The sequence below is a fragment of the Phycisphaeraceae bacterium genome (assembly GCA_019454185.1).
Classification (GTDB): domain Bacteria; phylum Planctomycetota; class Phycisphaerae; order Phycisphaerales; family UBA1924; genus JAHBWV01.
On sequence record CP075368.1, the window covers coordinates 2,772,865 to 2,798,597 of the forward strand.

The 25,733-nt window shown below is 65.5% G+C and carries 23 protein-coding genes; 13 read left to right on the plus strand and 10 right to left on the minus strand.

The features are described 5' to 3' along the window. Positions 1–30: 30 nt before the first annotated feature. Positions 31–1,017, minus strand: coding sequence for a hypothetical protein (locus KF838_11790; GenBank protein QYK47458.1), 987 nt, complete (start codon positions 1,015–1,017; stop codon positions 31–33). A gap of 100 nt (positions 1,018–1,117) precedes the next feature. Between KF838_11790 and KF838_11795 the strand changes: the two genes are divergently transcribed. The 6 genes from KF838_11795 to KF838_11820 all read left to right on the plus strand — a co-directional run bounded on the left by KF838_11795 (position 1,118) and on the right by KF838_11820 (position 5,978). After that, positions 1,118–2,053, plus strand: coding sequence for an HAD hydrolase family protein (locus KF838_11795; protein QYK47459.1), 936 nt, complete (start codon positions 1,118–1,120; stop codon positions 2,051–2,053). Between the two features lie 58 nt (positions 2,054–2,111). Continuing rightward, positions 2,112–3,017 (plus strand): ribosomal RNA small subunit methyltransferase A, encoded by a 906-nt coding sequence (gene rsmA / locus KF838_11800; protein QYK47460.1) that lies wholly within the window; start codon positions 2,112–2,114, stop codon positions 3,015–3,017. Positions 3,018–3,020: 3 nt separating this feature from the next. Continuing rightward, on the plus strand, positions 3,021–4,040 hold the full coding sequence (locus tag KF838_11805) for an aminoglycoside phosphotransferase family protein (GenBank protein QYK47461.1): 1,020 nt from the start codon (positions 3,021–3,023) through the stop codon (positions 4,038–4,040). 122 nt (positions 4,041–4,162) lie between these two features. Beyond that, on the plus strand, positions 4,163–4,345 hold the full coding sequence (locus KF838_11810; protein ID QYK47462.1) for a hypothetical protein: 183 nt from the start codon (positions 4,163–4,165) through the stop codon (positions 4,343–4,345). Continuing rightward, positions 4,326–4,883, plus strand: a complete 558-nt coding sequence (locus KF838_11815) for a hypothetical protein (GenBank protein QYK47463.1) — start codon at positions 4,326–4,328, stop codon at positions 4,881–4,883. Before KF838_11810 ends, KF838_11815 begins: the two co-directional genes overlap by 20 nt. 42 nt (positions 4,884–4,925) lie before the next feature. Beyond that, positions 4,926–5,978 (plus strand): class I mannose-6-phosphate isomerase, encoded by a 1,053-nt coding sequence (locus KF838_11820; protein QYK47464.1) that lies wholly within the window; start codon positions 4,926–4,928, stop codon positions 5,976–5,978. Positions 5,979–6,048: 70 nt separating this feature from the next. Here KF838_11820 and rimO read toward each other — a convergent pair whose 3' ends face one another. The 3 genes from rimO to KF838_11835 form a co-directional block, all read right to left on the minus strand. Then, positions 6,049–8,148: a 30S ribosomal protein S12 methylthiotransferase RimO gene (gene rimO / locus KF838_11825; protein QYK47465.1), complete on the minus strand. Its 2,100-nt coding sequence runs from the start codon at positions 8,146–8,148 to the stop codon at positions 6,049–6,051. 44 nt (positions 8,149–8,192) lie between these two features. Next, positions 8,193–8,678 carry a tRNA (cytidine(34)-2'-O)-methyltransferase gene (locus KF838_11830; GenBank protein QYK47466.1) on the minus strand — a complete coding sequence of 162 codons (486 nt, stop codon included), beginning with the start codon at positions 8,676–8,678 and terminating at the stop codon, positions 8,193–8,195. Positions 8,679–8,778: 100 nt separating this feature from the next. Beyond that, entirely contained in the window at positions 8,779–10,071 is a 1,293-nt protein-coding gene (locus KF838_11835; GenBank protein ID QYK47467.1) for a TlpA family protein disulfide reductase, read from the minus strand. A 345-nt stretch (positions 10,072–10,416) separates the two neighbouring features. Between KF838_11835 and yidC the strand changes: the two genes are divergently transcribed. The 4 genes from yidC (at position 10,417) to KF838_11855 (ending at position 15,577) form a co-directional block, all read left to right on the plus strand. Continuing rightward, positions 10,417–12,666, plus strand: a complete 2,250-nt coding sequence (gene yidC, locus KF838_11840; protein ID QYK47468.1) for a membrane protein insertase YidC — start codon at positions 10,417–10,419, stop codon at positions 12,664–12,666. A gap of 21 nt (positions 12,667–12,687) precedes the next feature. After that, complete coding sequence (locus KF838_11845; GenBank protein ID QYK47469.1) at positions 12,688–14,112, plus strand: 50S ribosome-binding GTPase; 1,425 nt, start codon at positions 12,688–12,690, stop codon at positions 14,110–14,112. 376 nt (positions 14,113–14,488) lie between these two features. Further along, a complete protein-coding gene (locus KF838_11850; protein QYK47470.1) occupies positions 14,489–14,827 on the plus strand; it encodes an ATP-dependent Clp protease adaptor ClpS in 339 nt (112 codons plus the stop codon). Positions 14,828–15,091: 264 nt separating this feature from the next. Next, entirely contained in the window at positions 15,092–15,577 is a 486-nt protein-coding gene (locus tag KF838_11855; GenBank protein QYK47471.1) for a hypothetical protein, read from the plus strand. A 22-nt stretch (positions 15,578–15,599) separates the two neighbouring features. Here the strand turns inward: KF838_11855 and KF838_11860 are convergent, their stop codons facing one another. The 3 genes from KF838_11860 to KF838_11870 all read right to left on the minus strand — a co-directional run bounded on the left by KF838_11860 (position 15,600) and on the right by KF838_11870 (position 20,535). Continuing rightward, positions 15,600–16,349, minus strand: a complete 750-nt coding sequence (locus KF838_11860) for a sulfotransferase domain-containing protein (protein ID QYK47472.1) — start codon at positions 16,347–16,349, stop codon at positions 15,600–15,602. A 94-nt stretch (positions 16,350–16,443) separates the two neighbouring features. After that, positions 16,444–18,855, minus strand: coding sequence for a glycoside hydrolase N-terminal domain-containing protein (locus KF838_11865; GenBank protein QYK47473.1), 2,412 nt, complete (start codon positions 18,853–18,855; stop codon positions 16,444–16,446). 18 nt (positions 18,856–18,873) lie between these two features. Beyond that, positions 18,874–20,535 (minus strand): hypothetical protein, encoded by a 1,662-nt coding sequence (locus tag KF838_11870; GenBank protein QYK47474.1) that lies wholly within the window; start codon positions 20,533–20,535, stop codon positions 18,874–18,876. 256 nt (positions 20,536–20,791) lie between these two features. Here KF838_11870 and KF838_11875 point away from each other — a divergent pair, with 256 nt between their 5' ends. Then, positions 20,792–21,199 carry a hypothetical protein gene (locus KF838_11875; GenBank protein ID QYK47475.1) on the plus strand — a complete coding sequence of 136 codons (408 nt, stop codon included), beginning with the start codon at positions 20,792–20,794 and terminating at the stop codon, positions 21,197–21,199. 45 nt (positions 21,200–21,244) lie between these two features. Here the strand turns inward: KF838_11875 and KF838_11880 are convergent, their stop codons facing one another. The 3 genes from KF838_11880 to KF838_11890 form a co-directional block, all read right to left on the minus strand. Next, the gene (locus KF838_11880; protein QYK47476.1) at positions 21,245–22,096 is read right to left on the minus strand and encodes an OmpA family protein; all 852 of its coding nucleotides are present in this window, start codon (positions 22,094–22,096) and stop codon (positions 21,245–21,247) included. Between the two features lie 27 nt (positions 22,097–22,123). Beyond that, positions 22,124–22,906 (minus strand): MotA/TolQ/ExbB proton channel family protein, encoded by a 783-nt coding sequence (locus tag KF838_11885; GenBank protein QYK47477.1) that lies wholly within the window; start codon positions 22,904–22,906, stop codon positions 22,124–22,126. A 572-nt stretch (positions 22,907–23,478) separates the two neighbouring features. Further along, entirely contained in the window at positions 23,479–23,772 is a 294-nt protein-coding gene (locus tag KF838_11890) for a flagellar biosynthesis anti-sigma factor FlgM (GenBank protein QYK47478.1), read from the minus strand. 346 nt (positions 23,773–24,118) lie between these two features. Here KF838_11890 and KF838_11895 point away from each other — a divergent pair, with 346 nt between their 5' ends. Both KF838_11895 and KF838_11900 read left to right on the plus strand, forming a co-directional pair. Further along, positions 24,119–24,991 carry a hypothetical protein gene (locus tag KF838_11895; protein ID QYK47479.1) on the plus strand — a complete coding sequence of 291 codons (873 nt, stop codon included), beginning with the start codon at positions 24,119–24,121 and terminating at the stop codon, positions 24,989–24,991. 55 nt (positions 24,992–25,046) lie between these two features. After that, complete coding sequence (locus KF838_11900) at positions 25,047–25,727, plus strand: MBL fold metallo-hydrolase (protein QYK47480.1); 681 nt, start codon at positions 25,047–25,049, stop codon at positions 25,725–25,727. The last annotated feature ends 6 nt before the right edge of the window (positions 25,728–25,733 follow it).

Here is a 25,733-nt window from a genome sequence, read left to right on the forward strand (position 1 = left end):
CAACAAACCCCGCATCCAAACCCCGCGACATCAGAACCAGCCCAGGTGTCGCCCCAGCATATACACGCCCATCACAACGCCCAATCGCGGCACACCCGTCGCCACCACCATCACCACCGCGTCGAACAAGTCGAGCACCAGCTCCTCCATCACCATCGCCACCGCGATGAAACACCACACCGCCATCGAGACCATGCCGAAGAGCACAAACCCCGAGGCGTGCCCCGCGGCATCCGCCAGCGCATAAATCCCCGCGAGCCGCGCCGTCGCGAGCACCACCCGCTCATCTACCCCCGTCGCGAACACGCTGGTGACAAAGTACGCCACCCCCAGCACGGGAATCGCCAGCGCGAACAGCACGACATACGCCACCCCCGACGTGAACCCGTTGGTCTGCCACTCGATCAGGAACGTGATCGGAACACCGATCGCCATGTACACAAGCGGGCGGACATAGGGCTCGAAGCCGAGCCCGCTCCCCTTGTGCGCCTCGCGCTCTCGCCTCAGCCGGCGCGTGTTCGCCGTGCCGCACTCCGGGCAGACAACGCTCGGCGCACCGGTCATGTCGTACCGACACTTGATGCAGTGCTTCGGCTTGCTCTCATGCAGCCCCGTGCCGACGAATCGCTGCGTCTCCGTGTTAAGCCCGCAGACCAGACAGATCACGGCGTGCTTCGACATGATCCTGCCGCACGATGGGCAGCTTCGAGGTCGCTTGCCGCGTCGGCCCGGAACATCCGCGGTACTGCTCGAAGCGCTCTGGCCGCCATCCTTCCACTCATCCGCAAGCGGAACCGGCCCGTGTTCCCGAGCCGCCGGAACGTGCCGCTTGGCCTCATCCGGATCGATGCCGAGCAGATCGGCGGGCTCGTCAAGTGAACACCGCGTCCCGGCCCGGCGCGACGCCTCCACACACGCGTCGCACCGCGGGTCGCCGCCGCTCTCACCGACACGCCCAGCAGCCACAACCGCGCCGCAGCGGCAACGGATCCGCGGATCTTGAGCATCATCGGACATGCACGCCTCCGGGCCTGCTCCATGAATGGGAAGCCGCCGATGCACCTCAGTGTACCACACGCCCCGCTCGCTCCCGCACAGCCCCTGCATACGCTCCGACATGCCACTAGCGTCGAACCAAGCGCCCGCACGCGAAGCCGCCGCCGGCCTCGCATACGACCTGCTCGCGCTCGACCTCGACGGCACGCTGCTCGCTCCCGACGGAACGATCTCCGCTCGCAACAAGCGGGCCATCGAACGCGCCCGCGAGGCGGGCTTGCGTGTGACCATCTGCACCGGGCGCGGCTTCGTCGAGTGCGAACGCTTCCTGCGTGAGATCGGCCAGCTCGATCCCGTGATCGTCGCGGGGGGCTCCATCCTCTCATGCCCGCAGACACGCCGCACCATCCACCGCTTCGCCATAGACCAGAACGTCGTCGCACGCGCCGTAGACCGATTGCTCGGCCACGGACACGCCGTCCTCGTGCTCAAAGACCCGATCGAAGCCGGGTACGACTACCTCGTCGTGCGAGGCCACCAGAACCACCCGATCGACCCCGTCACCGACTGGTGGTTCCGCGAGATGAACGTCAAGGCACGCTTCGCGGCCTCCCTCACCGACGACGAACACCCCGAGCACACCGTCCGCTTCGGCATCTGCGGGCTCGACTCCACGCTCGATCCGATCACCGCCGACCTCGTCGGACACCTCGGCGACGACATCCACCTCCACAACTTCCCCGCTGTTGTCGCCCCCGAGCACACACGCCTCACCGGCGAGGGACGGCGCTACCACATCCTCGAAGTCTTCAGCAAGCACGCCAACAAATGGACCTCGCTCTCGTGGCTGGCGTCGATGCACGGCGTCGCCACCAGCAGAGTCGTCGCCATCGGCGATGAGGTCAACGACGAGGCGATGATCACCGGCGCCGGGCTTGGAATCGCCATGGGAAACGCCGTGCCGCGCGTCAAGGCCGCCGCGAAGCGCCACACCCTGCGCCACGACGAGGACGGCGTCGCCCACGCGATCGAGCGCGTCCTGGGCGGGGAGTGGTAAACAGCAGTGACACAGTGACACGAGAATACAATCTCAACCCGTCTCTCCGTCGCTCCCCATGCAGTCACTCACCGAGATCCGCCATCTCCTCGACTCCCGCGGCCTGGCCCCCAAGAAGTCCCTCGGCCAGAACTTCCTCATCGATCACAACCTCATCAGAAAGCTGGTCGATGCCAGCGGCGTCGGCCCCGGCTCGCTCGTCCTCGAGATCGGGCCGGGCACCGGCACCCTCACCGAAGAGCTCCTCACGCGCGGATGCACCCTCATCGCCTGCGAACTCGACACCGGGCTCGCATCCCTCAACCGCGACCGCCTGGGCTCGAACCCGGACTACGCCCCACGCTTCACGCTCATCGAAGGGGACTGCCTCGAAAGCAAGCGAGAACTCTCCAAGCCGGTTCGTGAGGCCCTCGCCGGACGCCCCTTCACCCTCGTCGCGAATCTCCCCTACGGCGCAGCCACACCCCTCATGCTCACCCTCCTCGTCCACCACCCCGAGTGCGCAGGACTCTTCGTCACCATCCAACGCGAGGTCGCCGATCGCCTCCTCGCGACTCCCGGGTCGAAGGAATACGGACAGATCAGCATCGTCGCACAAGCCGCGGCACTCGTTCGCAACATCGCCACACTCCCCCGCGAGTGCTTCTGGCCTCGCCCGGATGTCACGAGCGCGATGGTCTCACTGACCCGCCTGCCCGCCCCGCTGACGAGCGATCTCCCCGGGCTGAGCGTGTTCACCCAGCGGATCTTCTCACAGCGACGCAAGCAGCTCGGAGCCATCCTCGGCAGGGAAATCCCCTGGCCCGAGGGGATCGGCCCGACGCTGCGTGCCGAGCAACTCACTGTGGCACAGGCCATTGCGCTCTTCCAGGCCGCTTCTGGCCAGCAAGCCGCACACGCGAGCCCTCGGCGCGGTATGTTGAATGACACGACCGTGCCAGGTGTTCCGCACGTGACGGAGTAGGGCGTGCCCGCCGATCATCACCCGCAGCACACGAGCGATCAGCACACGCTGGGAGAATCCCTCGCCCCCGCGCTCGTCGAGGCGTGCCGCGGCAAGCTCGGACCCATCGAGTGGTTCCGTTCCGTCTGGCAACGAGGGGGCGCCGCCACCGGCTTCGCGACGTGGAGCGACCCTGCCTTCGGGCCTGAACCCCGCGATGCCATGGTCAAGATCCCCGTCGGGCCGGCCGAGCACGGCTGGACAGTCCTCCTCGGGGGCGTCGAAACCGAGCGGTTCGACGACAACGACACCTGCCGACTCCCCACGCCCCGCGTCCTCGCGTGCGGCGAGTCCATCGCGGGCTACGACCTGGCCTGGCTCGTGATCGAGCGCCTCCCCGGCAAGCCCCTCAACACCCGCCCGGATAGCGACGCCTTCGAACGCCTGCTCCACGCCGCGGCAAGATTCCAACGCGACGCCACGAATGCGCGGCCCATCGGCCCCACACCCCCGCCCCCGGATTGGGCAACCCACATCGCAAAGGCACGGGAGCACCTGCGTGACGGCGTCATCACCGAATCACAAAAATGGAACGAGGCCCTGAAGCGAGTCCAGAAACTCCTCCCTCGCCTGCTGGAGAGGTGGAACGCCCGCCCCATCAACGCCTGGTGCCACGGCGACCTGCACCTGGGCAACGCCATGCTCAGGCCCGCGCCCACCCCGGACCAGCCCCCCACATGCGTCCTCATCGACCTCGCACTCGTCCACCCCGGACACTGGGTTGAAGACGCGCTCTACCTCGAGAGACAGTTCTGGGGCCACGAACAGGCCCTCTGCGGCATCAAACCCGTCGCCACGCTCGCCCGCGCCAGACGAGAACTCGGCATCGACAACGGCGAAGACCACGCCACCATCGCCAACATCCGACGCGTGCTCGCGGCGGCATGCGTCCCCCTGCTCCTCGACCGCGAGGGGAACGCCCGCTATGTCCACGGTGCGCTTGAGGTGCTCGACCGCGTCCTCCCGCAACTCGCCCGCTGCTGAGCCGTATCCCCACAAACAAAGCGCGTTCGATTTGTGGTCGGTGCCCACTTGCTCCGACCGAATCCACTGCGAGAATAGGTAGTTCCGTCCCACCCGGGTTCGGGCATGAAGCGAGGTGAACGTTGGAAGCATTTGAACGTCTGAAGAAGCTGATCATCGAGGCCGAGGACGACATCGCCAAGGCCGAAGGCGGCAACAAGGCGGCCGGCACCCGCGCCCGCCAGACGATGCAGCAAATCAAGGAAGCCGCTCAGGATGTCCGCCAGAAGATCCTGGAGATCCGTGATGCGGGATCAGGGTCCTGAGGCACCCCCGGTGGACTCCTCACCGGGCACCGCCGACGTGTCGAGCAAACTCCTCTTCGATCTCTCAGGGATCGACCTGAACGCCTGCGCGCTCGACCGCACAGGCCTCGGCCGATACCTCCCGCACAGGGGCATCATGATGCTCCTGGATGCGCTCGTCTGGGTCAGCGACGACAAGAAGCGCTGCATCGGCGTCAAGCACGTCCGCGACGACGAGTTCTGGGTTCCCGGCCACTTCCCCGAGAAGGCCATGTTCCCCGGCGTGCTCATGGTCGAGACCGCGGCCCAACTGGCCTGCTACGCCTACAACGTGCGCCGACCGACCCCCGTCCTCTCGGCCTTCATGCGCATCGACGATTGCGTCTTCCGCAGCTCGGTCTCGCCCGGCGACACGCTGCACATCCTCTGCCGCGACGTGAAGTGGAGCATGCGCCGCTTCATCAGCGACGTGCAGGGCATCGTCGGAGATCGAATCGCCTTCGAGGCGAAACTCTCCGGGCTCTCGCTCGGCGATGCGAAACTCGTCGACACGCCCTGACAATCGCGAACCCATGCCGCCGAATGCCGATACACCCATCGAATGACCCAAGACACGACCGAGCCGATCGCGCCCTACCCGCTCGTCTTTGAGCCGATCTTCAAGGAGAAGGTCTGGGGCGGCCGTCGGCTCGAAGGGCTCGGCAAAAACATCCCGCCCGACACGCTCACCGGCGAGAGCTGGGAACTGGCCGACCTCGGAGCCACCTCGGCTTCAGGAGGCGGGGGCGGAGCCGCCCGATCCGTCATCATCAACGGCCCCCTCGCCGGCAAGACCATCTCGCACGCCTGCGCCGCGTGGGAGGATGCCCTCTTCGGCGCGTGCAAGCCCGCCCCGCACAACGCCTTCCCCTTGCTCGTCAAATACCTCGACGCGCGTGAGCACCTCTCCGTCCAGGTCCATCCGAGCCCCGCCTACTGCCGCACCCACCCCGAGGCACACCTCAAGACCGAGTGCTGGTACGTCCTCGACGCCGAGCCGGGCAGCGTGATCTTCAAGGGCGTGCGCCAGGGCGTCACCCCCGCCCAGTTCCGCGAGGCCCTCTCGCAAGGCGAGGGCGAGAGCGTCGTCTCGCTCCTCGAAAGCGTCCCGGCGATCCCCGGCGAGTGCCACAACCTCCCGAGCGGCACCGTCCACGCGCTCGGCGCGGGTGTCCTCGTCGCCGAGGTCCAGACCCCCAGCGACACCACCTTCCGCGTCTACGACTGGGCCAAGGAATACGGCCGCAAGGGGCGCGAGCTCCACGTGGACGCATCACTCGCCTGCATCCAGTTCGAGCCGGCCCGAGATGCGACCCGCATCGCCGAGGGAGATCGCATCGCCCGCCACGTCGCCACCGGATACTTCGATATCGACGAGGTGCGCATCGCACCCGGCACACCCTTCGACCTGGCCATCAAGGACGCACAACCGCGCCCGCAGGTCCTCATGCTCCTCAACGGCCGCGGCTCGATCCGCTCCCGCGAAGGACGCTTCCACGGTGTCCCCCTCGCGCACGGACAGACAGCCCTTATCCCCGCATCGATCGCACAAGACGCCCTGCTCGTCGCCGAGAGAGATTCAACAGCCCTCCGCACCGACGTGCGCGGCGTGTGACCTCGGCGTGCCGCTCCGACAGAAGCACGCACCGAACATCCGCGAGCACGCAACTGCCGACAACCGCCGCTTACAAAATCTTCAGCGACGTCCGCTTCTCAAGCTCAGCCACAGGCCGCGCGATCAGGTCGTAGCCATCCGCGGCGACGATTGCGCAGCGGACCAGTTCGCCGGGGCTCAGGCGCTCGCGCGACTGGACGTAAGTGATGGCGTCAATCTGCGGGGCCTGGAAATACGTGCGCCCCTGATACAGCCGCCCGCCGGCACCGACGCCGCTGGTCTTGATCCCCGCGCTCTGCGTCGCACCATCAATCAGCACATCCACGCGCCGGCCGGTCTGGCCCGGGCGCGACTCATCGAACTCACCCGCGATCGCCGAGGCCTTCGCAAACGCAACCTCCTGCTGCGCCGCCATCACCTCGCCCTTGCGGCGCGTCTTCGTCGCGGCATCGACGGCGAGCTTCGGATCCTCATCCATCGTCCCGGCAGGAGTGCCCGGCTCGCGCGAGTACTCAAAGACGCCGACAGCATCGAACCTCATGTCGCGGACGAATGCCAACAACTCCTCGTGGTCGCGCTCCGTCTCGCCCGGGAAGCCGCTGATGAATGTCGTCCGGATCGCCATGCCCGGGATCCGCTCGCGCAGCTTATGGATGAGTTCGCGCTGGTGCGCCGCGCTCACGTTGCGGCGCATGCTGGTGAGCATGTTGTCGCTCGCGTGCTGCAGAGGCATGTCGATGTACGGCAGCATCCGCCCCTTTGCGACCAACTCCGCGATCGCCTCGATGATCGGATCGCTGAAGTTCGAGGGATACGCGTACATCAGCCGGATCCACGCGTTGGGCGAGCCGTTCTTCACCGGCCCGAGCGTCTCCTCGGCGACGTCATCGATCACCCGCAGAAGCGCCGCCAGCCCACCCCCGACAGGAGTCCCCTCGATCGTGATCTCCGCATCCAACCCCAGCCCGATGTCGTCGCCGTAGCTCGTCGTGTCCTGTCCGATCAGGTTCAACTCGAACGCGCCGTCGTTCAGCAGTTCCGCGGTCTCCGCCGCGATGCGATCGATCGGCTTGGAGCGCATCTTGCCCCGGATCGACGGGATCGTGCAGAACGCGCACGCCTGGTTGCACCCCTCGCTGATGCGGAGATACGCGTAGTGCCGGGGCGTAAGGCGAAGTCGCGTCGCATCATCCTCAAAGTACCCGACACCCGTCCCGTCCTTGCCGTTGACCGTCAGTCCCGCGGTCTTCATGCCCCGTTCGCGAGCCGCGACGAGGGCGTTGCCGGAGATCCAGTACGCCGGTCCGTCGCTCGACTCTTTCAAGCCCTTGCGCTCTGGCGCCTTGCCACGAACGGCCTCGACGATCTTGTCGCGATCGAAGACGCCGATCATCGCGTCGATTCCCGGCTCCCACTCCAGCATCTTCGCGCGGTGCCGCTGCACCAGACACCCGGCGACGACGACCCGCTTCACACGCCCCTCCTGCTTGGCCTTCACGGCATCGCGGATGACAGTGAGCGATTCCTCTTTGCTCGCCTCCAGGAACCCGCACGTGTTCACCACGATGGCATCCGCATCCGGAAGCGTGCTCGCGCCGCCATATGACGCGCACCCCTCGGCCCGCGTGCCGGTCGGCGCGGCATCAAGATCTCCATGCTCGTTATCGTGAGGGTGCGAGTGCTGGTCTTCGTGGATGGTCCCGCCCTCGGTGTGGGCCGAGTCGTCCCACCGTTCCGCCTGTCCGCCCGTCGCGACCGGGATGATCCCATCCAGAGCGAGCAGGCCGAGCATCTTCTCCGAATCGACGAGATTCTTCGGACACCCGAGCGACACAAACCCGACGGTGACCACCTCAGAAGCGGGCGCCTTCGGCGCGCCGGCCTTCACGCTCTTCTTGGGCTTGTTCTTCTCCGACAGCTTGATCACGCCCTTGCCGGGCTTGAGATCACGCGCCGCGGCGCGGTCCTCCGGCTTTGTACCAAGACCCCTGATCGTCCGGATCCTGCCCCCGGGCTTGCCCTTCGATACATCCTCTCGGCGCTCGCGATCCTTCGACGCCGGCCCGCGATGAGGACCGCTCTTGCCCGACCGACCGCGCGACGCCGATGGACCACTCTTGCGGCTTCCCTGCTTCGCGCCCGGCGACATCTTTCGTGACCGCTTTGCCATGTGCATGACTTTAGGTTCGATCTCCCCGTGAGCCGCACGAGGGCTTATTCAGGCCTCAGCCGCCCCTCGGGCGTCACGCGGCACTCACCCCGTGCCCGCAACTGCCTGATCCCCTCATACACCACGGCACACACCGCCGTCGCCAGGTTCAGCGAACGCTCCGCCTCAACCAGCGGGAGCGAGACCACGCGTTCCGGGTATGCCTCCAGCAGCTCGCGAGGCAGCCCGCTCGTCTCACGCCCGAACACCAGGTGGTCGCCCCGACGCAACTCAACATCAAACACCGATCGTGCGGCTTTCGTCGACAGAAAGAACGTCCGCCCCGGATCCATCGACCGCTCGTAACTCGCCCACTCCGCGTGCTCGACCCAGTCCAGCCGAGGCCAATAGTCCAGCCCCGCTCGCCGACACGCCTTCTCCGTCAACTCAAACCCGAGCGGCCTCACCAGATGCAACCTGCACCCGGTCGCCACGCACGTCCGCCCGATGTTCCCCGTGTTGTTCGGGATCTCCGGCTCTCGCAGCACCACGTGAAAGTGCGGCGCTGTCAGGAGAGGTTGAGCCGGCGGAGCGACAAACGCCCCGGCGCTCTGCGCCGAGGCGTCTTCTCGGTTCAATCCTGAGCCCGGCTTACTTGCCACGCGCCTTCAGCCACGCCTGCTCGGCGGCCCGACGCGCCTTCACGCCGGGATCGTTCTCGATCACCGCATCGACAGCCGCCTTGAAAGAGGGGCTCTTCGAGTCGCCGTACCACCGGACCATCCCGTCCGACGAAGCCACCACGGCGTACGTCGGAGACTGGGTCGCCGTGAACCGACCCGACACGCTGGACATCACCGCGCCCGTCGGGTCGAACATGACCGGATGCGCAAGGCGACTGGAATCCGCGAACTCCTTCGTCCGCTTCCCGAGCAGCTCCAACTCCAACGCACGCTTCGTCTCGTCAGAGAATGAACTGGAACCGCCCGACAACGTCTCACGCGGCACAACAATCCCCGCGACCGCGATGTCACGCCCGCGCTCGCGCTGCAAAAGATCCATCTCCTTCACCATGCGCGAGGTCGAAGGAACATCCGGATTCCAGAAATACGCCACCACCGCGCGACCCTTCGTCGCGGGCGGCTTGGGCGGATACCAACCGTAACTCGGCAGCACGAAGAACCCCGGCTGCTCCTGACGCCCGGAGTCCGTCGGCAGCTTCGGCCACCGTGCGTTGACGTACGCCTCGGGCGACGGATCAGGGAATGGAAGCTCCGGAATGTTGACCAGATCCGCCTGCTGGTTGATCGCCGCCGTCCGGTTCGCGCGGATCCGCTCCTCCTCCGCCTTCTCCGCAAGCGTCTGATTGATCTTCCCCGCCTGCTCCATCGTCTCCTTCGCGACGATCTTCGCGGCTTGCTCCAGCGAAGATGAATCAACGTCCGCAAACCGCAGCTGTCCCGCCCGATCGATCACATAGATATCCGGATCCTGATCGACGCTGAGCCCCGCACGCATCTTGTTGCCGGTGTCGTGGGCGATACGGAACGTGATCCCCCTGGACTTTGCCACGCCCTCCGCCTCGTCCCACTCCTCGTCGTCGTGCAGACCCACCACGATCAGCCCATCCGAGGCGTACTGATCCGCCACGCGCTGGGCCGCCGTCAGGGCCCGCAGCGAGGCGTCGTACCAGTTCGACCACGTCACGATGATGACGGGCTTGCCGCTCGTGTCCGCGCTTGTCAGGGGTGCGCCGTTGGCCCACGCACCAACACCGCCCCAGAGGTCGGCCGGGAAGGGCTTGAGTTCCATGGCGTCAAGAGACGCACGCCGCGCTCCCGCCCCTTCACGGACGATGCCCTCGGAGGGCTGGGCCGTCGCCGCAACAGGAACGACCGAGGTCGCAACAGCAAGAACCAGAACGGGTGTGATGGAACGGATCATGCGAGAGGATACTCCGGAAAGCACGCCGGCGCGGGTTCTTGAACCCGACACGGGCAGGTAAAGGTGATACACGCACGATCGGAGCCGGTTCCCGCCGGTAGGAGGGTGTTCAGGCGTCTCAAACTCCCCACACTCATGGCACTCTCCATTCACGGGCCGCACGCGCGTGATGCTCCAACAGCCGACGCACGCCATCCTCAGCCCGAAGATTCCTGAAAGACCGCGACACACGAAACAACCGTCTATCGTTGTCCCTGCGCCGGAGCACCCCAAGCGGGGCCTCGTGACGCACAACAAGATCCAGGCAATCTGCGGCTCAGCGCCGCCCACAATCGCGGAGCATCGATGGCGCAGCGTGGGAATCCCAAAGTTCGGTTTCTGCTCACACTCCTGATCGTTCTGGTCGTGGGCGGCGTCTCGTGGGCGTTCTTTCTCTCCTCCTCGAACAAGCCCACGCCGTCTCCCACAACGCCGCAACAGCCCGAGCCGCGTGCCGCCGCGCCCGCCGAACGCCCCGCGCCGACACCAGAGCCGAGCCAGAGCCCCGCGCCGGAACAAGTGGTCGCCGCCCCCGCGCCGGATGCCCCACCCTCCGGACGCCCCGCCGCACTCGAAGGACTCCGCGCCCGAAACACAGGTGCGATGGAACCGCAGACGCTCGGCCTCCTCGACGCCCAGGCCCCGATCCGCCAGGCCCTCACGATCGATCCCCTCGGGGTTGGCGTCGGCTCCCTCAAACTCGGACGCTACTTCACGACCATCAAGAACGAAGCGAACGTCGAGGTCCAGCGCACCCATCGCGAGGGTGCCTACGCGCTCACACCCTTCTCCGCGCTCGGCGTTCAGGTCGAGGGCGTGATCGTCAACCTCCTCAGCGCGTCGGTCTGGAGCCCTGTCCCCGGTGCGCCGAGCGGCACATTCGAGGCGATCGTCGAGAACGCCTCCGGCGAGGCCGTCCTCCGCATCGTCCGCTCATTCCGACTCACCTCCGACTCCTACGAGATCGAACTCGCCCAGACAGTCGAGAACCTCACCGATCGCGAGCTCAACATCCGCTGGTTCCAGTACGGCCCCGTCGATCTGGAGAACGACAGCGCGGGCGGCTCCACAAAGGTCTCAAAGGCCCGCGACATGCGCCGCCTGCGCTTCGGATACCTCCTCAAGGCCCAGTCCGACCCGTCGCAGCGCATCGTCTTCGCCAACGCCTTCCTCTGGTTCCGCCCCAAGGTCCTCGGAAAGGCCGACAAGGCCACCGGGCTCTTCCCCGATGTCGCCACCGTCTGGCCGAACCCCGTCTCCCTCGACGCCGAGTTCACCCTCGCCTGGGCGGGCATGTCGAACCGCTACTTCAGCGTCGTCACGCACGGCCTCGTCGGCGATGCCCCGAACCCCGCCTCATTCTCATGGGTCGATCGCATCGATCGCGTCGTCCTGCACCGATACATCGAAGAGAAGGGCCAACCCGTCTACGCCCCTGTCATCGGCGTCAAACTCGACAGCAAGCCCGTCGCCGTCGCGCCCGGTTCGACCGCCGACTTCAGCATGGGCATCTACGCCGGACCCATGGAAAAGGACGCCATCACCGCAGATCCCCGCGCCGCCGCCGCCGGAGTCCAGGAGATCGTCGTCTACAACGCCGGCGGCCCGTGCGCCTTCTGCACATTCCCCGTGCTGACCGACGCACTGGTCTGGCTGCTCGAGATCGTCCACCGCGCCACCGCCGACTGGGCGGTCGCCATCATCATCCTCGTCATCATCGTCCGCACCGTGCTCCACCCCGTGAACCGCTGGTCACAGGTGCGCATGCAACGCTTCGCCAAGCAGATGCAGGACATCGCCCCCAAGCAGAAGAAGCTCCAGGAGCGATACGCCAACGACAAGCAGAAACTCCAGCAGGAGACCGGCAAGCTCTGGCGCGAAGAGGGGATCAACCCCGCCGGCATGCTCGGCTGCCTCCCCATGCTCATGCAGACCCCGATCTGGATCGCACTCTACGCAACGCTCTACTACGCCTTCGAACTCCGCCAGCAACCCGCCTTCTACGGCATCTTCCAGTCGCTCACCGGCGGCGGCTGGGCTTTCATGGCCGACCTCGCCGAGCCCGACCACGCGATCTGGTTCGCCGGCAAGGGCATCCACATCTGGTTCCTCTCCGACTTCATGGGACCGATCACCGGCCTGAATGTCCTCCCGCTCGCCTGGGGAGCCGTCTTCTGGGTCCACCAGAAGTACCTCACCCCGCCCACCACCGGCACCATGACCCCCGAGCAGGAACAGCAGCAGAAGATCATCAAGGTCATGTCCGTCGTCATGCTCCCCGTCTTCATGTACAACGCCCCGTCGGGCCTTCTCGTCTACTTCCTGACCAACTCCGTCCTCGCCATCGTCGAGAACCACTGGATCCGCGAGCACGTCAAGAAGCACGACCTGCTCAACCCCGAGAAGTACCGCAAGCAGAAGAAGGGGCCCGGCTTCATGCAACGCCTCCAGATGCTCGCCGAGCAGAAGCAGGCCCAGCAACAGTCCAAGGGCGCAAAGGGCTCGCAGGGATTCAACCCCGGCGCACGTGGCCCGCAGCGTCCGCCCAGGCGCTGAGCAGCACGCGGAGAACGCCGAATGATCCTCGGCGACACCATCATCGCGCTCGCTTCCGCACCGGGACGCTCTCCCCTCGCGCTCATCCGCCTCAGCGGGCCGGCAACCCGCCGGATCGCGAGCGAGCGTCTGGGCATCGATCACTTCCAACAAGAGGGAGCCGCCGCACGCCACGCCACGCTCTCGCTCTGGAACCTCGAAGCCCCCTTTGCACGCAACCCGATCCCGTTGCGTCTCCCGGTGCGCGTCATCCACGCCCCCGCCCCGCGCACCTACACCGGTGAAGACACGCTCGAGATCCTCCTCCCCGGCAACCCCGCCCTCGTCGATCGCGTCCTGACAAGTCTCATCACACGCGCAGACACGCTCCCGCCCGATGCCGTCGTCCGCCACGCCGAGCCCGGCGAGTTCTCCGCCCGGGCGTTCCTCAACGGCAAGATGACGATCGAAGCCGCCGAGGGTGTCAACGCCTCCATCGCCGCATCGAGCGAGGCCGAGCTCGAATGCTCCGCCCGCGCCCTGCGTGCCGAAGATGCCCCGCGCTGGAGATCATGGGCGAACGAGACAGCCACGCTGCTCGCCCTGGTCGAAGCGGGCATCGACTTCACCGATCAGGAGGATGTCGTCGCCATCTCGACCCCGGACCTGCGCGATCGCGCCGCGCAACTCGCGCGCGAGATCGAAGAGAACACCGGCGGCCGTCGCTCCCTCGCCGCCGCACGCCACATCCCACTCGTCGTCCTCACCGGCAGGCCCAACGCCGGCAAGAGCACACTGATGAACGCACTGCTCGGGCGAAAGCGCTCCGTCGTCTCCGAGCACGCGGGCACGACTCGCGACATCCTCATCGAACGCGCCGATCTCTCATCTCTCGCTCCCGGCTCTCCCGAGATCGAACTCGCCGACACAGCCGGACTCGACACCCACGACCCCGACATCGCAGACCCCATCGCCGCCGACATGCAGCGCCGCGCCCGCGAAACGATCGCCGCCGCCGATGTCGTCCTCTGGTGCGATCCCGATGGTGCGTTCGATGTTGCGCCCGGCCTATCCCCCGAAACCAGCTCGCCCCTGCTTCGCGTCCGCACAAAGGCCGACAGACCCTCGCCCCGTGCCGATGCCACCGGCCACAGCATCATCCACGTCTGCGCCCTCGATGGATGGAACCTCGCCGAACTCGCCCGAGTCATCTCAGAGACCATCGCCACCTCCGCGCGCGCATCCTCCGCAGGCGGCACACGCATCCTGCTCGCACGCCACGCCCTCGCCCTCGCAGAAGCACACCACCGCCTCGAATCCGTGATCGCAATGACCTCCGCCCGCGACGACGCGGCCATCGCCACACAGCTCCGCCTCGCACTCGACGCCCTCGGATCCATCACCGGACGCCTCAGCCCCGATGATGTCCTCGGTCTCATCTTCTCACGCTTCTGCGTCGGGAAGTGACCCACCGACAGGTCCCAAAACGACCCGACGGCCCTCGGAAGGGCCGTCTCGGGTCGCTGGAGGAGAGAGAGATGCTGCACCGAATCGGAATCCCGCGTTCAGTTGCGTTGAACCTGGCTTCCTTTCCGGTCGTTCCGTATGCCACTCTTCCATACGCCTCGGATACAACAAGAGTTCTTCAAGAAACCTCAATCTGCCCAAGATGTCCGGGAGGTGTTCACCCCAATCAGTGCTCGCAGAGCATGAATTGTCAGTGACTTGCGCTTGTGAACGGAGCATGTTTGGGTATGTGCCATCATTCTGCCCTGTTCGACTTTGTATCCTTGGCTCGACTTGTAGAATGGTGAGCACACACGTTCGCGAAGGAGGGATGAGGATGCCCGATCAGATCGAGTCAACACCCGCATCCGACACGGCTCCGCAGGGACAGGCCGCGGTCCAGGACCGCCCGGAGACCGCACCCCCGCGCCTGGATCACCTCCCGCCCTATCGCGTGCTGCTCCATAACGACGACGTCAACACCGTTGAGGACGTTGTGTTCTCGGTCACCGAGATCGCACGCCTCACCGTCCAGCAGGCCGTCCAGGTCACCATGACCGCCCATAAACGCGGCATCGCCCTCGTCTGCGTGACCCATAAAGAACGCGCCGAACTGCTCGAAGAGCAGTTCCGCTCGCGCCGACTCAAGGTCACCATCGAGCCCGCCCCCGCCTGACCCTTCTCACCCCGATCCGCTCGCCCCCTTGCAATACGCCCCGCCGATTGTCAAGCGGATTCTCACGCGCCGTCTCGATGAGCACCGGCACAGAGCGTCCGCCGCGTGCGATGCACGCGACCGACCGAGATCGGCCAGCCGTCGCTCGCCCACCGCCGAACCCTCAATCACGCATCAAGCAACCAAGCACCGACACGCCGAGGCCGATGGCTTCTCTCGCCTCGCGGGTCCCACACCCCGCGATCGCGACACGGAGGCCTCACCATGGCGATGCGTCTCGGGGACTTGCTCGTGCGTCAGGGCGTGCTGACCGAATCACAACGCGATGAGATCCTGAACTTCCAGGCCACGCACAAACGCCCCTTCGGCGAACTCGCCGAAACGCTCTTCGGCGTGCCCCCGGAAGCCGTTGAACAGGCCTGGGCCATGCAGTACGCGATGCTCGCAGAATCCGTCGATCCACGCGGCACACAGGTCGAGAGCAACTCGCTTGATCTCATCTCGCGCAGGCAGGCGTGGCAGTTCAAGGTCCTCCCCCTCGGCATCAACCGGGGCGAGGTCCGCATCTGCACCACACAAGAACACCTCGCACGCGCCCTGAGGTTCGTGGGCTGGCGCGTCACTGCACCGTGCCACTTCGTCCTCGCGCAGGCAGATCACCTCGGCGAGGCCCTCATGCGCCACTACCCGATCACCGGATTCACGGCCGAACTCGTCCACGCCAGAGGACTCGCCGGCCCGCGCCAGTAACGCCTCACCCCGGCACACACGCTCACCAAAGGTCGTCGCGCTCGTACCCCGTCTTCACAAGCACGTCGGCGAACTTCTCCTTGAACGCCCGCTCGACCCGCGGCGTGAAGTGGTTCCGCCAGTCGCCGCGCACGCCCTTGCGGTGGTGCGCGCTCACGTCCTCCTCGCCGCGCTGCCTCCCCGACACCGACTGAAAGCTCCTGTCGCTCACGATCTGCTTCAATCGCTCGGTCTCGACCTCGATCCCGCAGCACCGCAGCAGACGATCGAACTGACCCATCTCGTCCTCGAGCAACTCCTCGTACCGAACCATCAGATCGCACGCGCCCAGCCAAGAGAGCTGGATCGACGAGTGCCCCTGCAACCCCGCAAACTCCCTGTCGCCCGCGATCAGGTACAGCAGCCCATCCTCCATCGACTTCGCCCGCAGCTCCTCGCGGATCTGCGCGATCCGCGTCCCCGGAATGTCCTGGTGCGAGACCTTCATGCTGTAATACCACGACACCAGCGCATCGCGCAGATCCCGGATCACAACCACACGAACCTGAGGCGCCGACCTCGACGCCTCGCACGTCTCGAAGACCTGACGCTTCATGTAGACCGGCGAATAGATCGCGCCCTGCTGCAACGGACGCTCCAGCACGTGCGCGTTCTTCGGCAACGTCTCCACCAGACGCCCCGGGCACGCGTCCTCGAACACGCTCCGGACCCACTGCGAGCCCGCCTTCCAGTGCGTGAAGTGGAACACCGTTGGAAACACCTTCTGACCCATGTCGCTCCTCGATACCGGTTCACTCACATGATCGCGAGCCGATACTAGAACGCCCATCGCCCCAACGCGCGGCACCTCACGCGGGCACGCCCGCTCAACGCGCCTCCCCGACGAGAAACTCGCCCGGACGAAGCTCGACCACGATCTCGCCCCCTTCACGCCCCCCCTCACGCACCACCTCGCGCGACCAGTGCGCCTCACGACCCGCGAACGGATCGCGCAGCCGCAGCGTTCTCGCCCGCGCTCCAGGTCCCATCTCCTCGGGACGCGTCGCGCGATCAGCGGACCCGCTCGGCGCGACAACCTCAACACGCGTCGTACTCCCCCCGTTCCGCCTCGCCGAGACAATCCACCCTCCCTCGGCCCTCAGCCCATCGAACGACACATCCCCCCACGTCTCACTCACCGCAGGGAAGATCCTGACGATCTCCGAGCCGGGCACACCCACCACGCCGTGCGACTGCAGCAGCATCTGGTGGATCGCCTCCATCGCGAGGAAGTTCCCCTCCAGTGTGAACGGCCGATACGTGAAATTCGACAGCCCGCTCTTCGTCTGATCGCCGTTCAGGTGAAACCCGTTGGGACCCGTGAACGCCAGGTACTTCGTCAGATAGTCCAGCGCCTCCTCGGCGCGCCCCGCTCGCGCGAACATGCACGCCGCCCACGAGAACGAGTACCCCGTCCACCAGTCCGTCCCCATCGCCTTCAACTGATCGAGCGTGGCATTGATCGCCGCGCGATCGGCATCGCTCCCCTCGATCGAAAGTGTCCCGAGCGGGTGGATCGCCATCGCGTGGCTGAAGTGCCGATGGCTCTGCGAGTACGTCTCTCGCGCATCGAACATCAATCCCGTCTTCTCATCGATGTGCAGGGGCTCCATCGCCCCGAGCGCATCACCCCACTTCGCCGCCACCTCCGCCTCACCCGCAACCTCCGCCATCTCCTTCAGGGCCGCAAAGAGCCAGCGCATCAGCGAAAGGTCGTAGTTCGAGTTCGGGACGAGCCACGCCTGGTACGAGTTGTCGTGGATCTCCGGGCTGCTCGAAAGAGGCAGCTTCAGGTGCCCGTGTACGTCCTTCGACATCAACCCGAGAAGCCCGTTCCCGATCGCCGCACAGAATGGGTACGCCAGATTCAACATCCGCGTCTCGTCTCCCGAGTACTTCCAGTCCAAGTAGAACGACTGCGCGATCCACGCCGAGTGCGTCGGGCTGAGCGAGTGCTGCCCCCACCCGCCCATCGGCTGCCCCTTGATCGTCATCACACCCGGAATCAGCGCCGGCTCGTGGCGCACATCGGCATACCGATCGTCCCGCGACGGCAGGGCGTAGAACGACCGCGCGAAACTCTGATACTCAGGAAGCAACTCGATATTGAAGTTGATCCAGCTCCATCCTTGATAGATCAGCCCCGCGGCGTGGTACGCCAGGTACGTCATCTGCGTGTTCAGGTCATTGTGGTAATCCCCCTTCCACGGAGGCAACCCGCCCTCATCCGCCGTCCACACGCCCTGCAGCGGCATCGGCGGCTGGTCTCCGAGAGATCCGGCGATGTACAAGTGCGTGCAGAGGTCGTAGTGCAACTGAAGGCGTGCGTCCGGGATCGCGACCCGCGGCTTCGGGAACTTGCGCGTGCGGTGAAGAGCCAGCATCGCCCTCATGTTCGGCTGTGACAGCTGTGATTGAGTGACCTCCGACGATCCTGCGAAGTGGCCGTTCATCACGCTGTCGTGGGCGGCGACGCCAATCGCGAGCGGATAATCCACATCCGATGGCTTGGAGTTCAGACCCACCAGCAAGGGCGTTACGAACACGGTGTATTGGAGCGCTCCAAGCGTCGATTGAGTGAACCATCGACGAAACTCTTGTGACTCATGCACCGCATCGGGATACCCGAGCAACTTCGTGCCCTCGGGGCTTCGGAGCGCGTACGTTGACCCGGCTGGCAGCGTGTTGACTAACAGGCAAGACCCGACCCGTGCGGGCAGGATGTCCAGAGTTGTTTCCGAATGGTCGCGAGAGTCGATCATGCGAACCGTCGCGACCCCGTCGTCAAGCGTCAGCCAGAAGCCACCGATGCTCACACCTTCCGGCAGCGTGATCTCCACCCGCCCCGCCGGCAGCTTCGTCGGATAGGGGATCGTGTCATACGGCACATCGAACAGCTCCTGGTGCCGCGTGTGGTTCTTCGCCTCCTTCAGCGCGATCATGTTCGCGTATGTCCACTCCGGCGACGCGAACACCTCCGGCAATCTCGTGTCCCACAGGTCCGCGCGATCCAGCGAGATGCGGATCGTCCGCCCCTCGCCCCACACCAGCGCGCCGACCAGCCCGTTCCCGATCGGCAGCCCCTCGTCCCAGCGCGTGATGGCGCCGTCGATGCGCAGGACCGACCCGCCCGTCTCGGGCGTCACACCAGCCTGCTCTCTCTGCTGAGCCGCGCCGACCACCGAAACCAACGCACACACGACCGACGCGCACGCCACCGGGACGAAGTGTTGTCTCATCCCACCAGCGTACCGCGCTCAGCACCCGCTGCCGAACGCGTCGATGAAATCCAGAAAGTCCACAATGTCAACGATCGTGTCCCCGTTCAGATCGGGCTCGCCGAACGAGCCGCACGGCGACGGCTGTCCGTTGCACGCCCCGAAGTCGTCCATGAAATCGAGGAAATCGAGAATATCGACCTCTCCATTCCCGTCATAGTCCGAGGCGCACACCACACCCTCAATCAGACGCAGCGCGATCGGCGATCCGGGCGCCGTGAACGTGCCGGATGCGCCGCGTGAGATCGACGGAAGCCCCGAGAACCCGAGATTGATCGCCCCCCAGTACACGCTCGGCTCGTTCGCAACCACGCGCACCCAGTACCGCCCCTGCTCCAGATTCGCTCGCAGCGGCGCACCGACCCAGTTCTCCAGGTTCGTGTTGAAGAGGAAGTTCATGCCATCCACTTGCCCCATCACAATCGACTCATCCGCACGCGTCCCCGTTCCGTTGTCAGGGTGGATCAGGACTCGCGCCCCAAACCCGCTCCCGTTCACAGACGTAAAGCCATCCATCTCGATCCGCCCGATCCTCCACCCTCCCGGCGGCACATCAAACGGCTGGAACACCTCCCACGCGCTCCCCGGCACACCGAGCGATCTCCCCGTCGAACTCGCCGCGTTCGACCCCTGATCCAGCAGCACCACCCGCGCCGCGCACGGATCGACCGCCTGACACGCATCCGGCACACCGTTGTTGTCGCAATCCGGCTCACCGTTCGCGATGTCGATGTCGTCCGCGATCCCGTTCCCGTTGCAGTCGCTCAACGCCTGCACCGGCGCGCCCGTGCTGAGCGCAAGCCCCGAGGGCGAGCGGTCGTCGACCGACGAGAAGATCACCGACCTGTTCGACCCGTCAAGATCCGAGCGGAAGACAACGTCCGCCAGATCGTCCGCGTAATACAGCGAGTTGTTCGGCGCATCGACAAGCAGCACGATGAACCCGCTCGACTGCCCGAACGTCGGCGACGCATCATCAATGATCGTGAAGCCCGACCCGTCAAGATCGATCCGCGCCAGGAAGTCGCTGTTGGTGTTCGAGTCCAGCCAATACAGGTGACGATTGGCGACGTCCAGCCCGATCGACCGCACCGTGCTCCCGCCCGTGAAGAGCGACTTGAAGTTCCCGCCGTTCAGATCCATCCGCAGGATCTCGCCGTAGTACCCGACATACACGTGCCCGTTGGTCGCATCCACAAACGGATCCCCCGCCGGATACCCCGGCTGGTTCCCCGTGAAGATCGTCACCATCCCGCTCCCATCCGCATTCACGCGCCGGACGGTCTGGTCCGTCGCGAAATAGATCCGGCCCGTCGCATCGCGCGAGATTGTCCGCGCGAACCCCGGCACCCCAACCACCGTCGAAAGCCCCGTGCCGTTCACGTTCGCACCCACGATCTTGCTCGACCCCGCCGAGTCCATCCACAGCAACCGCCCCGTCCCCACGTCGTAGTCCAGCCCGATCGGCAGCCAGAACGAAGCCGGAATCGAGAACAGCGTCCGCGCGTTCGTCCCATCCGTCCCGACCGCGCTCATCTGCGCGTCGTTGAACTTGTACTCGCTGATGAACAGGTCAGTCTGGCCGGACGCCGGAACCGCCACGCACGCGGCCATCGCCGCAAACACCATCGCACGCTTCATCGCTCTCTCCGCGCCCCTCCGGGCGTCACTCGCTCACGGACACGCCGCACCGAGCCCTCCCCGCCACACACCACCCCATCCACGTCCTGAACATAGCACACGTTCCATCAAACCGGAAGATCAATCGCACCACCATCCACCCGGGTAACAGTCACGAAACCGTGTGTTAGCGATTCCTAACAACACTCCAGTGAAGCGGTATCATGATCTGAGCGAGCCCTGCGCCCCACCCCGTTCTCTGCCACCGGAGCAACCCATGAACGCCATCGCCGTGCGTCCCGAGACTCTCGCCCGACGCCCCATCGCCCTCCCCATCCTCCGATGGGCCGCACGCCTCGCCTCACTCGCCAGCATCGGAACACTCGCCCTCTTCATCCTCGGCGAGCTCGGAAACCCAAAGCCCCTGGAATGGGCCGCGCTCGCCCTCTTCCCCTTCGGCGTGATGGGCGGCATGCTCTTCGCCTGGCACCGATCGCTGTCCGGCGGCCTCTTCGCACTCGCCGCGCTCGGCGCGTTCTACGCCCTCGCACTCATCACGCGAGGCAACATCCCCGGCGGTCCGTGGTTCCTGATCTTCACGTCCCCCGCAATCCTCTTCGTCATCGTCGGCGCGCTCGAGCATCGGGCAAGACCCGTCTCGCACCGCCACTCAACGTCGGAGTGAACCGCTCAAAGCCCGCAGCAGACCGCGCCCGACTCTGATGCGCTCTTACCTGTCGTCGCTCGCACGCGCGTGAGGACTCTCGGGCAGGGGCTCATCGGTCTGCACGATCTCGACCCGCTGATTCGCCCTGTCCTTCTCTCGATCAAAGGTCTTCGGCACGACGCGGTCCGTCTCGCCCAGCGACGAGACGCGGATGTTGTCCCACGAAACGCCGTTCTCAACCAGCACCTGCGCCACCGCGTACGCCCGGTCGAACGCCAGCTGCCGCGCCGCACGCGTGTTCCTCATCGCCTCGAAGGGCGAGACATGCCCGCGCACATCAACGATCCAGCGATGGTCACGCAGGCCAACCGCCGCAGATGCGATCACCTCCCTCGCATCGACCGAGATCGTCGCCGAGCCGTCATCAAAGGGGACCCGCGCCGTCACGCGGTTGTAATCCGTCGGCCGGATCGCCTGGAGATTCGGGTGGTCTCCATGCGGACCCGGCTGATTCGTCGAGCCCTCGAACCTGTCTCGGATCCGCTTCCGCAGCCACGCCTCGCTCGGATCGCTCCCGAACGGATCGATCTTGTTGTTGAACCCCTCCCGCACGCTGATCACAAAGTCCGCGTGCCGCGCCTGCATCATCTCCTCGTGATTGTCCTTCTCGCTCGGTTCGCCCCCCTGCACCGCTGTCGCCTTCGGACCCATGTTCATCGCCAGCAGAATCACGAAGAAACCCATGATCAGCATGACCATGTCCGCGAACGAGATCAGCCACTCCGGCGCACCCTCGTGCCCCTCTTCGTGGCCGCCCCCGCCCGGACCATGGCCGTGCCCGCCCCCGCCGTGCGAGCCACCCCCGTGGGAGCCCCCGCCCTCGTGCCCGTGCTTGTCTTTCTCATGGTCGGACATCGTGCGATCCCGTCTCCCGGCGCGTCATCACGCCGCGATGTTCAGCTTGCTCCGTGCTGCCGCTGGGATGAACGCCAGCACCTTCGACTGCGTCACGCGCGGATTGTCCCCCGCCTGGATCGACAGGATCGATTGCAGCATCATCTCGCGATTGAGGATCTCCTCGCTCGAACGCAGCGACAGCTTGTCCCCCATCGGCCCCGCCACCGCGTTCGCAAGGATCGTCCCGTACATCGTCGCAACGACGGCCACCGCCAGCATGTAACCAAGCTGCCCGATGTCCGCGCTCGCAAGGCCGCCGAACATGCCGACCTGACCGATCAGCGTCGCCACAAGCCCGTATCCCGGCGCGTACAGCTTGATCAGATCAAAGAACTTCTTGCCCGCCTTGTGGCGATCCTGCATTGCCACAATCTCCATCCGCAGCAGCTGCTCGATATTGCCCGGGTCCACCCCGTCGATCGCCATCTTCAGCCCCTGCGCCATGAAGGGGTCCTTCACGTTCGCCATCTCGGACTCGAGCGCGAGAATCCCATCCCGACGCGCACGCTCCGAAAGACGAGAGATCAGCATCACAAGCTCCGACATCGGCATCGACTTGTGAAACAAAAACCGCTTCACATACCCGGGGATCTGCTTGATCCGGTCCATCGGCAAAGCCATAAAGATGACCGAGATCGTCCCCCCGAAGACCATGATCAGGCCCTTCTCGGAGTAGAACATCCCCCAGTTGCCGTGCGAGGCCATGTAGCCCACCAGCCCACAGCAGAGCACGCCCAGAATACTGCCGATGACGCTGGACTTATCCATGGACCTGCCACCCGATCTGACGCTCTGCGTCCGTGCGGCGTCGGGGCTACCCGCCTCCGACCACTCAACTCGTGTTCTCGGATCGGCACACCCAACCCACCCGTCAAGCCCGAACACCCCCGCACGACTCCCAAAGGTGGGACTGGGAGGAGACCCGTCCGAGAACTCGGCCCACACTCCCCCTCCTCCAGCCGCGCAACACACAACAACGCACCCCAAAAACGAACCCCGCCGGGGACAAACCCGGCGGGCGTTCTTGGGAAGAAGAACCGAGGACTGTGTGGCGGGCTTCCGCTCGCCGTGGCTTGCTCGAGTGGCGACTCTCTCTCCGAACCTCTCGCTCCGGCACCTCTCTCGCTGAAACGCCGGGATCTCTCCTGCCCCTCGCGGGGCTCCTCATCGCGGCTGGTCTCTCAGGTCAGCACACGCCCGGGTGATCGCTCACATGCTCCAACGCTCCGTACCTTGCTCTCCGGCTCGCCGGCCGTCGGTTTCTATCCCTCTCTCAATCCATGACGTTGATCCGGAACGCGGCACACACTTCCAAGGCCGCTCCGGAGGACACACGCCGCTTACAAACCGCTCTCGACGTCGTCGAGCATCGCCTCGATCGCAACATCAAGCTTCTCGTCCGTCTCATACGTTCCCGCCTCGATCTGCGCACGAACCTGATCCACCAGGTCCTGCCGGATCTCCGGCAGCCCACGAAGACGCGCAAGAAGACGCGACGCCTCCGAGAGTTCCAACTGGTCCTCGCCGCGCTGCACGGGCGCAGCCGCAGGACGCTCCGGGGCTATCTCACGCGGCTCGGCCCTTCCGACCGAGCCGACGCCAGAAGACCCACTCACTGATGAGATGTTCATCATGTCCATACACTCCATGGCCAACTCGGGGTGAACCCGAACGACCAAACGACTCGTACCGCCACCACGCGGCACGCCCCACATGCCCCGGCTTGACGCTCGCCGAGACATGCTTTCCCTACACCCAAGAGATCGACGCCCCGGCAACAAACCCTTGAGATTCTGGCGGCTTATGCTCAAGTCGCCTAACCCGATGAAAGAACGAGGTTTGCAAGTGATAACTCACCGACGGACCACCGATGTTTTTCTCACTCGGGACACACACATTTCCTCTCGCGCAATCGCTGCCGAAAGCCGCACACCCCTCCAGGTTGGTAGGTTCATGGTCGGCGTCGTGTTATGTATGTGTATGGCTTTGCAGGTCTTGGCTCAACCCGAACCCAGGGAACGCGGCAAGCGCAACGCCCCGACCCAGGAGAAGGCCCCAGCCAATCCTGCGCCCAAGCAGGCCCCCAAGCCCGGCTCGCTCGCCGAAGAAGGACGCTCGCTCTTTCCTGAAGCCGCAAAGACCACCCGAACCGGCAGCGGCGATTCATACTGGCGCATCGTCATCGTCTCCGTCAGCGGACCCGAAGCGAAGCAGACCGCCGAGATGGCCCTCTGGAAAGTCCAGAACGTCGGCATGCTCCCCGATGCCTATCTCATGCAGATCGAGGAGAACGCCTGGCGTGTCTGCTACGGCCGCTACGCCGGAGCCACCGACGCACTGGCTCAAGCCGACCTCCGACGAATCCGCGCCATGAAAGTCGGAGCCGAAACCCCCTACCAGAACGCCACGCTCGCGCCCCCGGACAACGACGAACTCCCCATCACCTCACCCTTCGATCTTCGCTCCGTCCGCCAGTCCCTCCCCGAAGACCAGGCCCGGTACACCCTCGCCATCGCCTTCTACACAAGGGCCGATCTCGGCACACCCAGCAAAGAAGAACTCGCAGAGTGCCGCAAGCTCGCCGAAGAAGCCGCCGCCAAGCTCCGGCGCGACGGCGATCAGGCCTTCTTCTACCACGGTCCCAACGGCTCGCAGGTCACCATCGGCATCTTCGGCCCGAACGACCACGACCCCGTCAAGATGCCCGGCCTCGAGAGCCCCGCGCTCAAAGCCGCACGCGCCAAGCACCCGCACTACCTGCTCAACGGCATGGGCCAGCGACGCACCGTCAACACCACGAGCGGCAAACAGAAGATCATGATCCCAAGCGCGCTCGTCGAGATCCCCAGATAACTTCCACGCGCCGACCTCTCTCACATCCCAACCTCATCCACCGGAGACCCGGCACATGGACGTCCGCATCATCAGCATCGGTGCGCTCAGCGCTCACCCGCTCTGGAACGAGCGCGAGCCCGTCCGCACCGGGCACGCCACCACAACACTCATCCGCACCCAGGGGCACACCATCCTCGTCGATCCCGGCCTCCCCGAGCAGGCCCTCATCGCGCGCCTGCGCGAGCGCTCGGGGCTCAAGCCCTCCGACATCACCCACGTCTTCCTCACCTCGTTCCACCCCGAGTGCCGCCGCGCACTCCCAGCATTCACCAGCGCCAAGTGGTGGATAGGTGAGATCGAGCGCGAGACCGTCGGCGTCCCCCTCGCCAAGGCCCTCGCCGAGATGCACGGACGTGAAGACCCCGAACGCATCGAAGACCTCCGCCTCGAAGTCGCGATGCTCCGACGCTGCGAGGTCGCGCCCGACCGGCTCGCGCCCGGTGTCGATCTCTACCCCATGCCCGGCGTCTCCCCAGGACTCTGCGGGCTCCTCCTCTCCTCCGCCAGCACAACCACCATCCTCTGCGGCGATTCCATCCCCACCATCGAGCACCTCGAGCAGGGCAAGATCCTCCCCTGGGCAGAGAACATCGATCAGGCCGGCGAGACCTTCCGCGAAGCCGTCGAGACCGCCGACACCCTCATCCTCGGACGCGACAACATCGTCACAAATCCGACCAAGCGCCCTTTCTGAAATCGC